Annotated in this window: 13 protein-coding genes and 1 pseudogene; 8 read left to right on the forward strand and 6 right to left on the reverse strand. The window is 62.1% G+C overall.

Annotated features, from left to right (window positions below):
- Window positions 1–24 precede the first annotated feature (24 nt).
- Both CUR85_RS01770 and CUR85_RS01775 read right to left on the reverse strand, forming a co-directional pair.
- Window positions 25–1,137 carry an S-(hydroxymethyl)glutathione dehydrogenase/class III alcohol dehydrogenase gene (locus tag CUR85_RS01770; protein ID WP_067265210.1) on the reverse strand — a complete coding sequence of 371 codons (1,113 nt, stop codon included), beginning with the start codon at window positions 1,135–1,137 and terminating at the stop codon, window positions 25–27.
- Window positions 1,138–1,227: 90 nt separating this feature from the next.
- Complete coding sequence (locus tag CUR85_RS01775) at window positions 1,228–1,689, reverse strand: Lrp/AsnC family transcriptional regulator (RefSeq protein ID WP_067265165.1); 462 nt, start codon at window positions 1,687–1,689, stop codon at window positions 1,228–1,230.
- A gap of 124 nt (window positions 1,690–1,813) precedes the next feature.
- Here CUR85_RS01775 and CUR85_RS01780 point away from each other — a divergent pair, with 124 nt between their 5' ends.
- Window positions 1,814–5,215 carry an indolepyruvate ferredoxin oxidoreductase family protein gene (locus CUR85_RS01780; protein WP_067265167.1) on the forward strand — a complete coding sequence of 1,134 codons (3,402 nt, stop codon included), beginning with the start codon at window positions 1,814–1,816 and terminating at the stop codon, window positions 5,213–5,215.
- On the opposite strand, the pseudogene CUR85_RS01785 reads toward CUR85_RS01780, so the two are convergent.
- Window positions 5,207–6,303, reverse strand: a pseudogene (locus tag CUR85_RS01785) (cupin domain-containing protein). The gene CUR85_RS01780 and the pseudogene CUR85_RS01785 sit on opposite strands and share 9 nt — an antisense overlap.
- 440 nt (window positions 6,304–6,743) lie before the next feature.
- Between CUR85_RS01785 and CUR85_RS01790 the strand changes: the two are divergent.
- Window positions 6,744–7,979, forward strand: coding sequence for a response regulator (locus CUR85_RS01790; protein WP_280321273.1), 1,236 nt, complete (start codon window positions 6,744–6,746; stop codon window positions 7,977–7,979).
- A gap of 163 nt (window positions 7,980–8,142) precedes the next feature.
- On the opposite strand, the gene CUR85_RS01795 is transcribed toward CUR85_RS01790, so the two are convergent.
- On the reverse strand, window positions 8,143–8,382 hold the full coding sequence (locus tag CUR85_RS01795; protein WP_007120503.1) for an Lrp/AsnC family transcriptional regulator: 240 nt from the start codon (window positions 8,380–8,382) through the stop codon (window positions 8,143–8,145).
- A 159-nt stretch (window positions 8,383–8,541) separates the two neighbouring features.
- Here CUR85_RS01795 and hisB point away from each other — a divergent pair, with 159 nt between their 5' ends.
- A complete protein-coding gene (gene hisB, locus CUR85_RS01800) occupies window positions 8,542–9,129 on the forward strand; it encodes an imidazoleglycerol-phosphate dehydratase HisB (protein WP_067265185.1) in 588 nt (195 codons plus the stop codon).
- 4 nt (window positions 9,130–9,133) lie between these two features.
- Window positions 9,134–9,772 (forward strand): imidazole glycerol phosphate synthase subunit HisH, encoded by a 639-nt coding sequence (gene hisH / locus CUR85_RS01805; RefSeq protein WP_067265187.1) that lies wholly within the window; start codon window positions 9,134–9,136, stop codon window positions 9,770–9,772.
- Between the two features lie 180 nt (window positions 9,773–9,952).
- Here hisH and CUR85_RS01810 read toward each other — a convergent pair whose 3' ends face one another.
- Window positions 9,953–10,342: a DUF2147 domain-containing protein gene (locus tag CUR85_RS01810; RefSeq protein ID WP_067265188.1), complete on the reverse strand. Its 390-nt coding sequence runs from the start codon at window positions 10,340–10,342 to the stop codon at window positions 9,953–9,955.
- 129 nt (window positions 10,343–10,471) lie between these two features.
- Between CUR85_RS01810 and hisA the strand changes: the two genes are divergently transcribed.
- Genes hisA through CUR85_RS01825 form a run of 3 tightly spaced genes read left to right on the forward strand, consistent with a single transcriptional unit; the run spans window position 10,472 to window position 12,261 of the window.
- Window positions 10,472–11,191, forward strand: coding sequence for a 1-(5-phosphoribosyl)-5-[(5-phosphoribosylamino)methylideneamino]imidazole-4-carboxamide isomerase (gene hisA, locus CUR85_RS01815; protein ID WP_067265190.1), 720 nt, complete (start codon window positions 10,472–10,474; stop codon window positions 11,189–11,191).
- Between the two features lie 3 nt (window positions 11,192–11,194).
- Window positions 11,195–11,956 carry an imidazole glycerol phosphate synthase subunit HisF gene (gene hisF / locus CUR85_RS01820; protein WP_280321282.1) on the forward strand — a complete coding sequence of 254 codons (762 nt, stop codon included), beginning with the start codon at window positions 11,195–11,197 and terminating at the stop codon, window positions 11,954–11,956.
- Window positions 11,953–12,261 (forward strand): phosphoribosyl-ATP diphosphatase, encoded by a 309-nt coding sequence (locus tag CUR85_RS01825; RefSeq protein ID WP_067265194.1) that lies wholly within the window; start codon window positions 11,953–11,955, stop codon window positions 12,259–12,261. Before hisF ends, CUR85_RS01825 begins: the two co-directional genes overlap by 4 nt.
- On the opposite strand, the gene CUR85_RS01830 is transcribed toward CUR85_RS01825, so the two are convergent.
- Window positions 12,262–12,675, reverse strand: coding sequence for a CoA-binding protein (locus CUR85_RS01830; RefSeq protein WP_067265196.1), 414 nt, complete (start codon window positions 12,673–12,675; stop codon window positions 12,262–12,264).
- Window positions 12,676–12,848: 173 nt separating this feature from the next.
- Here CUR85_RS01830 and CUR85_RS01835 point away from each other — a divergent pair, with 173 nt between their 5' ends.
- Complete coding sequence (locus CUR85_RS01835; RefSeq protein ID WP_394376216.1) at window positions 12,849–14,123, forward strand: acyl-CoA dehydrogenase family protein; 1,275 nt, start codon at window positions 12,849–12,851, stop codon at window positions 14,121–14,123.
- Window position 14,124: the final 1 nt, after the last annotated feature.

Here is a 14,124-nt window from a genome sequence, read left to right on the forward strand (position 1 = left end):
GCGCGCAGCCCTCCAGCCCAACGCTTAAAACTCGACGACCGCGCGGATCGATTCACCCTTGTGCATCAGATCGAAGCCTTCGTTGATCTGATCCAAAGTCAGTTTGTGGGTGATCATCGGGTCGATCTCGATCTTGCCGTTCATGTACCAGTCGACGATCTTGGGGACATCCGTCCGCCCCTTGGCCCCGCCAAAGGCGGTGCCGCGCCAGACCCGACCGGTGACCAGCTGGAAAGGCCGCGTCGAAATCTCGGCCCCCGCGGGTGCCACGCCGATGATGATGCTCTCGCCCCAGCCCTTATGCGCGCATTCCAGCGCGTCGCGCATGACTTTGGTGTTGCCAGTCGCGTCAAAGGAGTAATCGGCGCCGCCCTTGGTCAGTTCAACCAGATGCCCGACCAGATCGCCGTCAACTTTCGTGGGGTTCACGAAATCGGTCATGCCGAAGTAACGCGCGGCAACTTCCTTGTCGTCATTGAGGTCGACGCCCACGATCTGATCCGCCCCGGCCATGCGCAGGCCCTGAATGACGTTCAGACCGATGCCGCCCAACCCAAAGACCACGCAACGCGCGCCCAGCTCGACCTTAGCAGTGTTGATCACCGCCCCGATGCCCGTGGTGACGCCACAGCCGATGTAGCAAATCTTGTCAAAAGGCGCGTCCTTGCGCACCTTGGCCAGCGCGATTTCGGGCACCACGGTGTGGTTGGCGAAGGTCGAACAGCCCATGTAGTGGTGGATCGGCGTGCCATCCAGCATGGAGAACCGCGTCGTGCCGTCGGGTAGCTTGCCTTGGCCTTGGGTCACGCGGATCGCCTGACACAGGTTGGTCTTGCCGCTCAAGCAATATTCACACTCCCGGCATTCTGGCGTGTAGAGCGGGATGACGTGATCGCCCGGCTCCAGCGTGGTGACGCCCTCGCCCACTTCCAGCACGACGCCCGCCCCCTCATGGCCGAGGATGGCGGGGAAGATGCCTTCGGGATCGTCGCCCGAGCGGGTGAACTCATCGGTATGGCACAGGCCGGTCGCCTTGATCTCGACCAAGACCTCGCCCCGTTTCGGGCCTTCGAGGTTCACCTCCATGATTTCAAGCGGTTTGCCGGCTTCCACGGCAACGGCGGCACGGGTTCTCATCATGGGTCTCTCCTTCGGGTGTGATCTCTGCTGCTTTATGAAGCACGCATGCGGCAAATGTCCAACGCAGAAAACGCCGCTCTGATCGCCTCAACCGGTGATCGGCGCGTCGGATTTGATCTGCCGTAGGATCACATTCGTCGTGGCCGAATTCACCGCCGGATGCAGGAACAGAAAGCTCTCCAAAAAGGCGTTATAGGCGTCGATATCGCGACACAGCACGCGCAGGTGATAATCTGCTTGGCCCGTGGTGGCGAAACATTCCGTCACCTCTGTCCGGCTTTGGATCGCCCGGATGAAACTGGCGAGGGCCGAGGCGTCATGCCGGGTCAGATGCACATGCACCATCGCCTCGAACCCCAGCCCCATCGCCTTGGGGTCGACCACGGCGGCGTAGCGTTTGATCACCCCCGCCTGCTCCAACGCCTTGACCCGCCGCCAGCAGGCGGAGGCGGAAATGTTCAGCTTTTCTGCCAGTTGTGCGTTGGGCAGGCGCGAATCCTGCTGGAGCAGGAAGACAAGCTGTCGGTCAGTCGCGTCCATTTCATTCATCGGGTAAATCTTTCACTCAGCGGAGTACCTGCGGATAATTTATCCGCGCATCCGCGACAAAGCCAGCAGAATGGGTGCAAAAATTCGCGCATCCTGCGGTATACTTCCCAGTGAGGAGACCCCCATGACAGAACAACCGCGCGAATTTACCACTTATAAACTTGATGACCGCTATGATCAGTCCGAAGGCCGCGTCTTTCTGACCGGGACGCAGGCGCTGGTGCGCATCATGCTAGATCAGGCCCGGCGTGATCGCGCGGCTGGGTTGAATACCGCCGGGTTCGTCTCGGGCTACCGTGGCTCGCCTCTGGGCGGGCTCGATCTGGAATACTGGCGCATCAAGGACCGCGTGGCCGAGGCGGGGGTGAAGTTCCTTCCGGCGGTGAACGAAGACCTCGGCGCCACCGCGGTCTTGGGCGCGCAGCAGGCGCATCTCGACCCGCAGGCCGAGGTCGAGGGCGTCTTCTCCATGTGGTACGGCAAGGGGCCGGGGGTGGACCGCTCGGGCGACGCGCTGAAACACGGAAACGCCTATGGCTCCGCGCCCAAGGGCGGCGTGCTGGTGGTGGCGGGCGACGACCACGGCTGCGTGTCGTCGTCGATGCCGCACCAGTCCGACGTGGGCTTCATGTCGTGGTTCATGCCGACGCTGAACCCGGCTTCCGTCGCCGAATACCAAGCCTTCGGCGAATACGGCATCGCGCTGTCGCGTTTCTCGGGCACATGGGTCGGCTTCAAGGCGATCTCGGAAACCGTGGAGAGCGGCGCCTCGGTCGAACTCACGCCCGACCGTGTGTTCAAGCAACCTGACTACACCGCCCCCCAGGGCGGGCTGCATGTGCGCTTGGGCGATCTCCCCTCCCCCGAGATCGAGACGCGACTGCACCACAAGCTCGACGCGGTGCAGGCCTTCATGCGCGCCAACCCGATCGACCGGCATATCTACGAGACGCAGGACGCCTCCTTCGGCATCGTCACCACTGGCAAGGGCCATCTCGACACGATGGAGGCACTTCGGCTTCTGGACCTTGATGAGGCCGCCTGCCGCCGTCTGGGCATCGATATCTACAAGATCGGCATGGTTTGGCCGCTGGCGCTGGACGATGCGCTCGACTTCGTGAAGGGCAAACGCGAAGTGCTTGTGATCGAAGAGAAACGCGGCATCATCGAAAGCCAGTTCAAGGAGGCCTTCTACGACTGGCCCGGCTCGAAACCGGCGCGGATGGTCGGCAAACATGACGAGAACCTCGAAGAACTGGTGCCCTGGACCGGGGAGCTGTCGCCGCTGAAGCTGGTGCCGATCATCGCAGCACGTCTCGACGCCTTCTTCCCCGAAGAGAAGCTGCTCGAAAAAGCCCGCGCCCTGACCGACCAGCCGCCGGTGCTGCTGAACGTCGAGGGCGCCACCCGCACCCCCTATTTCTGCTCCGGCTGCCCGCATAACTCCTCCACCAAGCTGCCGGAGGGGTCGAAGGCGAACTCCGGCATCGGCTGCCATGTCATGGCCTCGTGGATGGACCGCGAGACGGCGGGTTTTGCCCAGATGGGCGGCGAAGGCGTGCCGTGGATCGCGACTTCGATGTTTAACGGGAACAAGCACGTCTTCCAGAACCTTGGCGAGGGCACTTGGTATCACTCCGGCTCCTTGGCGATCCGGCAGGCGGTCGCGGCGAAGACCAACATCACCTACAAGATCCTCTACAACGACGCAGTGGCGATGACCGGCGGCCAGCCGGTGGACGGCCCCGTTTCCGTCGCCGCCATCGCGCAGGCCTGCCGCGCCGAGGGCGTGGAGCGGATCGCGCTGGTCTCGGACCGGCCCGAACTGCTGCCCAAGGGCGACTTCCCGGAGGGCACCACCTTCGATCACCGCGGCGATCTTGACCGCGTGCAACGCGAGCTGCGCGAGATCCCGGGCGTCACCGTGCTGATCTACGAACAGACCTGCGCCACCGAGAAACGCCGCAAGCGCAAACGCGGGCTGATGGACGACCCGAAGAAATTCGTGATGATCAACGATCTGGTCTGCGAAGGCTGCGGCGATTGCAGTCTCGAGTCGAACTGCCTGAGCGTCGAGCCCAAGAAGACCGAGTTCGGCACCAAACGGCAGATCAACCAGTCCACCTGCAACAAGGATTACTCCTGCCTTAACGGCTTCTGCCCGTCCTTCGTCACCGTCGAGGGCGGCAGCCGCCGCAAGCGCTCGGGCGCGGGGCTGGACGTGGCGGGTCTGTCGGCGCAGCTTCCGATGCCGGAGTTGCCCAAGCTCGACCAACCCTTCAACCTGCTGGTGACCGGCGTCGGCGGCACCGGCGTGGTGACCGTGGGCGCGCTCATCACCATGGCGGCGCATCTCGAGGGGCTGGGCTCCAGCGTGCTCGACTTCACCGGCTTTGCGCAGAAATTCGGCACCGTGCTGGGCTATGTCCGTCTGGCGAAACGGCCCGGGGAGGTGCATCAGGTGCGCATCGATCAGGGCGGCGCCGACGCGGTGATTGGCTGCGACATGGTGGTGAGTTCCGCGCCCAAAGCCTCGGCGCATTACCGGCGCGGGACGCAGATCGTGCTGAACCGTGCCGAGATGCCCACCGGTGATCTGGTGCTGAACCGCGACGCCGACCTGCGCATCGACGACCGCGAGGCGGTGATCGCGCAGGCCGTGGGGGCCGAGAACCTCGCCGCCTTCGACGCCAACGTCATGGCCGAGAAGCTGATGGGCGACGCGGTCTTTGCCAACGTGATGATGCTCGGTTTCGCTTGGCAGAAGGGTCTCGTGCCGGTCTCGCTCACAGCACTTGAGCAGGCAATCGAATTGAACGGCGTGGTGCCCGACAAGAACCGCGCCGCCTTTGGCTTTGGCAGGGTCATGGCGGGCAACCCGCAGGCGATCGAGGCGCATTTCGCCCCCGCGCCCGCGCCCGACGACAGTGTCGAAGGCCTGATCGCGCGGCGGATGGAATTCCTCACCGGCTACCAGAACGCCGCCTACGCCCAGCGCTACAAGGACAAGCTCGACGCGCTGGCGGGCAAGCTGCCCGAGGGCGCCGACGACCTGATGCGCGCGGCGGCGAAATCGCTGTTCAAGCTGATGGCCTATAAGGACGAATACGAGGTCGCGCGCCTGCACCGTCAAAGCGGTTTCGAGGAGCGTATCGCCGATACTTTCGAGGGCGACTACAAGGTGCATTATCACCTTGCCCCGCCCGCTTGGCCCACCGGCACGGATGGTCGCGGACGCCCCAACAAGCGAAAGTTCGGCCCCTGGATGGGCCGCGCCTTCGACCTTCTGGCGGCGATGAAACCGCTGCGCGGCACATGGGCCGACCCGTTCAGCTACGGTGCCGACCGCAAGCTCGAGGTCGGTCTGATCGGCTGGTACGAGGAGGTCATGGCAAAGGCCCCCGCCCTGCCACATGACGCGGCGCTGGCGGTGCTTTCCGCGCCGATGGAAATCCGCGGCTACGGCCCCGTGAAAGAGGCCGCAGCCGAGAAAGTGCAGGCCGAGGTGGCCGCGCGCCTAGGCTAAAAGCGTCGTCGAGAAATCACCGCGCAGCCCGGCTTCGAGCAATTCGAGGTCGGGCGAGCAATCGCTATATTGCGCCACCATGCCCGGCGGGATGACGAAGGCATCGCCTGCCTCCAATTTGCGCGGCTCCTGCCCTTCGGCGTTCAGGGTCATGCTGCCTTCCATGACGAAGCTGAAGTGAATGTCGGCGTCGTGCTTCGCGGGCGGCGGCATGCCGCCGTCGAAACGCGCCACCTGAATGCCGGCCACGCCCTTGGTGCCCTTGGTGATCCCGGTGTCGCGCGCGACGAAGCCGGGGATGCGGAAGGGCTGCCACTCGGCCCCCTCCTTCACGTGATGCACGAAGGTCTGGCCGTCCCATTCGCGGGCAGGGTCGCCTTTGCCGTTGGGCAGGGTCATCTCGTGGTCGATGGTGGTGACATGTTCCGCAGGCACGCCGATCTCGATCACCTCGATCGAGGGCGAGGCTTCAACCACACGATGACGGATGCCGGGTGGCTGGGTCACGCAATCGCCGGCATGGAGCCGGATCACATCGCCCTGATCCTCGTAAAGCACATCAACCCAGCCCCGGTAGCAATAGATCAGTTGGAAGCCAACGGTGTGGTAATGGACCATGTCCGGCACCGGGCCGCCATCGGGGATGCGGATGTGGCTGGCGATGATCGAGCCGCCGAGGCGCGACGGGATGAGATCGCGGTAGTGCATCCCCGCGCGGCCGATCACCCATGGGGCCTCATCCGCCAGCCGCCGCACGGCGAACTCATGCTGTGTCTCGGGCTGGTCCACGCGCGGGCTACGCGGCAGGATCTTGATCTTCGTGCCATTGGGTGCGGTGAGTTCCCGCTGCCCTTCTGCGATGCTGTCGGGCGCATCGGTCAGCAGGCGCAGATGCCCCGGTGCCACATCCGCCCCCGTTCAAGCCTCACTTGCACCCCATGGCCCGAAAAACTTGCCACCGAAGGATCATCCGCGGGAAAGATCGTCTCAAGCCGCATGCCCAGCACTTTGGTGAAGAAAGGCAAATCCTCCCTAAGCTCCCGCGTGGGCAACAAGAATTCCGCCAAAACATCATCGGGCAAACGCATTTAACTGATCCTCTTCACGTATCGCGCCGCAGTTGAGCGCGCGACAAGCAAAGCGTCAACTGGGGGTTACGCACCACAGCCGATAAAGTTCCCCCGACCGCTCATTTTCGACCAGCGAGTCGCAGCGCAAAATTCGCGCGATCACAAGAACCGCAAATTCTCGCCCCGATTTCGCACCCTCACGCGCCCAATAGCGCCTGAAAGCCTGCACAATTTCCACGCAATCACCTCCCGCAATGCGGGAAAGAAAGGGGCCATGGCCATCTCTCTTCGCCAATTCAATGGTTTCGCGAGGCTTCAAAATATGGTTAATAATTTATGCAACGGCACAAGGTATTGGTGCAGAAGCGTCACAATTTCGCCGGGTTTATAGGACTAGATGTGAACAGTTTATAAAGACACCCGGACTGCCCGTCTGCCCCACGAAAGAGGTGCCAAAAATGAAAATTCTTGCTGTCGACGATGACCCATTTATCCGCGAATTGCTGCCCGTTGTTTTCCGCGAAGCCGATTACCCCCATTTGACATTGGCCGCCTCCGGCGCTGCCGCTCTGGAACTGCTCGAAACCACCAAAGAACATTTCGACTGCCTGCTCTTGGACATCGAGATGCCCGAGATGGACGGCATCACCCTATGCCGCCGCATTCGCACGCTGGAAGCCTATCAAGACACGCCGATCCTGATGGTGACCTCGCGCGCCGACGCGACCGCGATCGAAAGCGCCTTTGCCGCCGGGGCCAACGACTATGTGACCAAACCTTTCGACGTGAAGGACATCGCAACCCGCGTGCATATCGCCGAGCGCATGCTGGAGAACACCCAGCGCGCCCCGCGCCTTGATCCGCAGCATTTGAAAGACGTGGGCGAGCCCGGCGTCCACGATTTTGCGCTGGCCGATCCTGTGCATATCAATGGGGTCGATCAATTGGTGCTGCCCTTCTCCTTGGGCAATTACCTGTCGCAGCTTTCACGCCAACACCTTGATATCTGTCAGGTCTTCGCGGCCAAGATCGAACATATCGATGAGCTTTACGCGACCTGCAACACCGCCGAATTCGCCCGCGCCATCGCCGCTGCGGCCGAGGCCATCGCGCGCGTGGTCGATTGCCCACAACTGCTGATGACCCATAACGGATCTGGCACGCTTCTGTGCATCGCGACAGGTGACAGCCTGCCCGCTTGGCCCGAGATCGAGGTGCTCATCCAAGGGGAGCTGGACGGCATGGACCTGCGCCATGACGACAACAGCCCGATGACGGTGATGCTCTCCGTCGGTGGCCCGATCCAGCCTAATGCGAGCCGCACTCAGCGGGTCAGAAAGACATTCGACCGCGCCATTCGCCGCGTGGCGATGCGGCAGAAGGTCAAGCTCGACACCCCCCGACCGAGAAACCCTCCGTCTCCGCCGCCCATTGACGGCAAGGCAATCGCCTCAAGAAAAACCCGCCTCATGGGCGGGTTTTCGCATTCAGTTGATGGGGAATTGCACCAAACAGCGTTCGGCGATGCGGCGGTAATCCTCAAGCGTGTCGGGCACGCTGCGCCGATCACGCATCACCTCCATCGCAGCGCGTTTCTGCGCCCAAGTTCCCTCAACATGGCGGTCGAGAATGCGCACGGTCACGCCCAGCATCACATTCTTCTCTCCCTCGCCAATCAGTTCCGCCGCGGATAGTGCCACAGCCGTCAGCGCCAGCGTATTGGCGCAGCGCAGCGCCGCGGCTTCGCGCCCCTCATAGACCCGCGTGCCCGCCTCAGCCGCGCCAGAAGAGGCCACGAGCGAAGAGATCAACAAAACGGAACAGACGGCTGCTGTCAGAACGAAGCGGCGCGCCACCTCAAAAGACCTTGAAGGTCATCGTGGTCAAAGACCGCTCAATGCCTTCGATGTCCAACAGATTGTCATTGATGTAGACGCCCACATCTTCGCCCTTGGGAATATAAAGCTTCATCAACAGGTCATATTCGCCTGAGGTGGAATAAAGTTCGGAATGGATTTCGCGCAGGGCGATCTCTTCGGCCACACGATAGGTCGTGCCCGGTCGGCAGCGGATCTGGATGAATACGCAGGTGGTCATGTCGCGCCTCTTTCTGGGATTTGGTTCAAGCTGACATATGGGCCCTGCCCCCGCAATCCCCCATCGCGCTGTCCCTGTCTAAAGGCGTTTCACCGCTTGGGCTTGGCGCGGCGGCAGGCCCTGTTATAAGGGCGCAGCAATTGCCTTCGGAGATGCCCCATGCGTCGCAGCACCCTGACCCGCACCACTGCCGAAACCGACATCACGGTCGAGATCAACCTCGACGGCACCGGCAGCTATGACAATGAAACCGGCGTCGGCTTCTTTGACCATATGCTCGACCAGCTGTCGCGCCACTCGCTGATCGACATCAAGGTGCGTGCCAAGGGCGATCTACACATCGACGACCACCACACCGTCGAAGATGTGGGCATCACGCTGGGCCAAGCACTGACCCAAGCGCTCGGCGACAAACGCGGCATCCGCCGCTACGGATCCTGCCTGCTGGCGATGGACGACGCACAAATCCGCTGCGCGCTCGATCTCTCCGCGCGGCCCTTTCTGATCTGGAACGTGGATTTCCCCACCAGCAGCATCGGCAAGTTCGACACTGAACTGGTCCGCGAGTTCTTCCAAGCGCTCAGCACCCACGGCGGCATCACCCTACATGTCGACGCGCTCCACGGGTTCAACAGCCACCACATCGCCGAAGCCGCTTTCAAATCCGTCGCCCGGGCCCTGCGCGAAGCGGTCGAGACCGACCCGCGCAAAGCGGACGCCATCCCCTCCACCAAGGGTGCCTTGTGAACCGATGCTGACAGCAATTATCGACTACGAATCCGGCAACCTGCACTCCGCCCATAAAGCCTTCGAGCGTATGGCCCGCGAGCATGACGCTGGCGAAGTCATGGTGACCTCGGATGCCGAGGTTGTGGCCCGCGCTGACCGTCTGGTTCTTCCCGGCGATGGCGCTTTCCCGGCCTGTATGGCTGCCCTGAAAGGGGCCGGCGGCCTCTATGACGCGATGGTCGAGACGGTCGAGGAAAAAGGCCGCCCCTTCCTCGGCATCTGCGTCGGCATGCAACTGATGGCCAGCATGGGCCGCGAATATGAAGACACCCCCGGTCTGGGCTGGATCGGTGGCGAGGTGACCCAGATCACGCCGAAAGACCCGAAGCTCAAAGTCCCCCATATGGGCTGGAACGACTTGGTGATCGATCACGACCACGCTGTCTTCACCGGGCTGCAAACCGGTGATCACACCTATTTCGTGCACAGCTACCACATGGCCGTCGCCGACCCCGCCGAACGTCTGGCCCATGTCGAATACGGCGGCGAAGTCACGGCGATCATCGGCCGGGACACGATGCTGGGCATGCAGTTTCACCCGGAGAAAAGCCAAACCACCGGCCTGCGGCTGATCTCGAACTTCCTGACTTGGGCGCCTTAACCCATGCCGCGTCTATTGAAACGTCGGAAGGTATTTAAGAAAGGATGAAGATGAAGAAAGACCCTCTTCAACTTCATCCTTTTACAAATACCTCTGCGCTGCGCTTTCCTCACGCAAAACGCAATGAAGGCGCGAAGGTCTGGCCCCGCGCCTTCCGACCTTGGCAGAAGTGAACTGCCCTTACTTGATGCGCGCCCAGGTCTGTTTCGAGCAGATCAGCCCGCCCGCGACGCAGCCCGAGAGTTTCAGCGAGTTGCCTGAGACATTCATCTTCCCGATGTAGATTTTGCCGTTTGACGGGCGCCAAACCTTACCGGCGTATTTGCCGCCGCCCTGAGGCTTCATGTCGATGACGAGTGTTTTGCCGATATTGGGGGATTTATATTCGCCGCTGCCGTTGAAGGTGCGCGCGATGGTGCCGCAGATCGCCCCGCCGCAGGGGGCCATTTTCACATGGGCATAGGCGCCGTCATCCACTTGGGTTTTCCACGTACCGACCGCCGGATCCGCGGCATGGGCGGCGCCGCTCAGGCCAAGGCCCAGAAGGGCCGCTGCAAAAAGCTGTTTCATGATCTCTCCTCCCGATCTGGCTTTAGTGTTAGCCACAACTTTCAATCGGGCAAGACTGACCTCGGGTCGCGTTGCAAAATCCCTGGCGACGTGCAAAAGGAAAGCGACTTCTCTAACAAGGGCCCGGCCATGATCCTTTACCCCGCTATCGATCTCAAAGACGGTCAGGCCGTGCGCCTTGTGCATGGCGACATGGACCGCGCCACCGTTTTCAACGACGATCCCGCCGCACAGGCGCTTAGCTTTGTCGAAGCGGGCTGTGATTGGCTGCATCTCGTGGACCTTAATGGCGCTTTTGCCGGGACCCCGGTGAACGCCGCGCCAGTGGAGGCGATTTTGAAAGCCTGCAAGGTGCCTGCGCAATTGGGCGGTGGCATTCGCGATATGGCGACGATAGAGAGTTGGCTGGATAAGGGGCTCGCGCGTGTCATTCTGGGCACCGTGGCGGTTGAGAACCCCGAACTGGTCCGCGAGGCGGCGCGCGCCTTTCCCGGGCAGGTAGCGGTAGGAATCGACGCGCGGAACGGCAAGGTCGCGACCAAGGGTTGGGCCACAGAGACCGATGTGATGGCCACCGACCTCGCGAAATCCTTTGAGGATGCGGGCGTCGCCGCGATCATCTACACTGACATCATGCGCGATGGCGCGATGGGCGGGCCGAATGTGGAAGCGACAGCCGATCTGGCGCGGGCTGTCTCGATCCCGGTGATTGCCTCGGGCGGGGTGTCATCGCTCGAAGACTTAAGCGCGTTGCGGGACACCGGGGTCATCGAGGGCGCGATCTCGGGGCGCGCGCTTTATGATGGCGCGATTGATCTGACCGACGCCATGAAGATGTTGAAGGGCTGAGCCATGCTAAAGACCCGCATCATCCCTTGTCTCGACGTGGCCGATGGCCGCGTGGTGAAGGGTGTGAACTTCGTCGGCCTGCGTGATGCGGGCGACCCGGTGGATGCCGCGATTGCCTATGATGCGGCGGGGGCGGATGAGCTTTGCTTTCTCGACATCCACGCCACCCATGAAAACCGCGGCACGATGTTCGATCTGGTCACCCGGACCGCCGAGCATTGCTATATCCCGCTGACCGTCGGCGGCGGCGTGCGGACCGTGGCGGATGTGCGGGCCTTGCTGTTGGCAGGGGCTGACAAGGTCAGCTTTAACTCCGCCGCTGTGGCGAACCCGGATGTGATCGCCGAAGCGGCGGATCACTTTGGCAGCCAGTGCATCGTCTGCGCGATTGACGCCAAGACCGTAAGCCTCGGCAAATGGGAGATTTTCACCCATGGCGGGCGCAAGCCCACGGGCATCGACGCCGTGGAGTTCGCCCGCACCGTGGCCGCCAAGGGCGCAGGTGAAATTCTGCTGACTTCCATGGACCGTGATGGCACCAAACAGGGGTTCAACCTGCCCCTGACCCGCGCCATTTCGGATGCCGTGTCGGTGCCCGTGATCGCCTCTGGCGGGGTCGGCAATTTGGATCACCTTGTCGATGGGGTGATCGAAGGTGGCGCTTCGGCGGTGCTGGCAGCCTCCATCTTTCACTTTGGCGAATATACCGTGCAGGAGGCCAAACAGCATATGGCCGCCGCTGGCATTCCAATGAGGCTTTCATGACACTTGATGACCTATACGCCACCATTCTGAGCCGCAAAAGCGCCGATCCTTCAAGCAGTTGGACCGCGCAACTGCTGGCCAAAGGGCCAGAAAAATGCGCTGAAAAGTTCGGCGAAGAGGCGGTCGAGGCAATCATCGAGGCGGTAAAAGATGACCGCAAAGGTCTGACCTCCGAAGCTGCGGATGTGCTCTACCACCTGTTGGTGATGCTGGCGGCGCGGGATGTGCCGCTGAGCGATGTGCTGGATGAGTTGGCGCGGCGGCAATCGACCTCCGGCATCGCCGAAAAGGCCGCGCGGAAATAATCAGCCCATAAGGCGCGGGATTTCCACCTTGGGGCAGCGGTCCTGGATCACGTCCACGCCGCGTGCCTCGGCCTTGGCCGCAGCTTCGGCATTGGTGATGCCCATTTGCATCCAGATGGTCTCAAGCTCGGGGAAAGCCTCCAGCGCTTCGTCCACGACGGGGGGCACATCCTCGGAGCGGCGGAAAATATCGACCATTTGCACCGGCGGGTCGATCTCGGCCAGAGTGGCGACGATGGTCTCGCCAAAGACTTCCTTGCCCGCGTGCACCGGGTTTACCGGCACCACGTCATACCCTTTTTGGGCAAGGTATTCAGCGACATAGTGGCTGGGCCGCGCCGGATTGGGGGAAACACCGACCACCGCAATGCGGCGGGTGCGGGTGAGAACGTCTTTGATCAATGCATCTGTCATAGGCTGAACTTAAGCGCCTCCGCGCGGGTTTCAACGGCTTAATGACGTGGCGTAAAGCCTGCCACCCCCTGCCCGCGATTGGCAAGGCCGCGGCGATTGCATAGGCTCGCCCCAAAGGGCCGCCTGTGGAGGAACCGGGCAGCACCGCGAACCATCATCACCGGGAGCATAGGATGATCGATCAGACCTTGGATATGAACAATCTCGAAATGTCGGAGAAGGCCAAGCCGCTGCTGGCGGCGGTCATCAAGCACATCCGCGAGAATGTCGATCCGATCACTGAGGAGTTCTTTCGCCTTGGCGAAGGCCGCGCCGACCGCTGGTCCTATGCGCCCGGTCAGTTGGAATTGCTCGACGGGGCCAAGCAAAAAGCGCGGGAGGCTGGGCTGTGGAACTTTTTCCTGCCCAATGCCGAAACCGGTGAAGGGCTGGCGAACCTCGATTACGCCTATATCGCCGCCGAATTGGGCAAAAGCCCGCTGGCGCCGGAAAGCCTGAACTGCTCCGCCCCGGATACCGGCAATATGGAGGTGTTGGAACGCGTCGGCACGCCCGAGCAGAAAGAGCGCTGGCTGAAGCCACTGCTCGCGGGTGAAATCCGCTCGGCCTTTGCCATGACGGAGCCTGATGTCGCCTCTTCGGATGCGCGCAACATCTCGACGAGCGCGGTGCTGGATGGCGACGATTGGGTGATCAACGGCGAGAAGTTCTATATCTCGGGCGCGGGCGATCCGCGTTGCAAGATCATGATCGTCATGGTGAAAACCTCACCCGAGGCCGAGACTTTCCGCCAGCAGAGCCAGATCCTCGTGCCGATGGACACGCCGGGGGTGGAAATCCTCGGCCCGATGCATGTCTTTGGCCATGACGACGCGCCGCATGGGCATATGCATATCCGTTTTTCCGATGTGCGCGTGCCGCGTGAAAACGTGCTTTGGGGCGAAGGGCGTGGCTTCGAGATCAGTCAGGTGCGGCTTGGGCCGGGGCGGATTCACCACTGCATGCGCTCTATTGGTGCGGCGGAAAAGGCGCTGGACCTGATGATCGAACGTGGGCTCGGGCGCGAGGCTTTTGGCAAGAAGATCATCGACCTCGGCAAGAATATGGAAACGATCAGCCGCGCGCGGATCGACATCGAAGCCATGCGGCTGATGGTGTTGAAAGCGGCCAAGGCGATGGATGTCTTGGGCAATAAAGAGGCGCGCATCTGGGTCAGCATGATCAAGGCGCTGGTGCCGGAAAAGGCCTGCGAGATCATCGACGCCTCCATGCAGGTGCATGGGGCCACGGGGATGAGCCAGTGGAGCCCGCTTTCGGGCATGTACACATGGCAGCGCGCGCTGCGCTTTGCCGATGGGCCGGATGAGGTGCACCATCAGGTGATCGCCCGGGCCGAGGTGAAGGCCTTTCAGGCGTCGAACGCGCGCGGCTCTGGCAGCGACAGCTGAT

Origin of the sequence: Sulfitobacter faviae (assembly GCF_029870955.1) — a bacterium.
GTDB lineage: Bacteria > Pseudomonadota > Alphaproteobacteria > Rhodobacterales > Rhodobacteraceae > Sulfitobacter > Sulfitobacter faviae.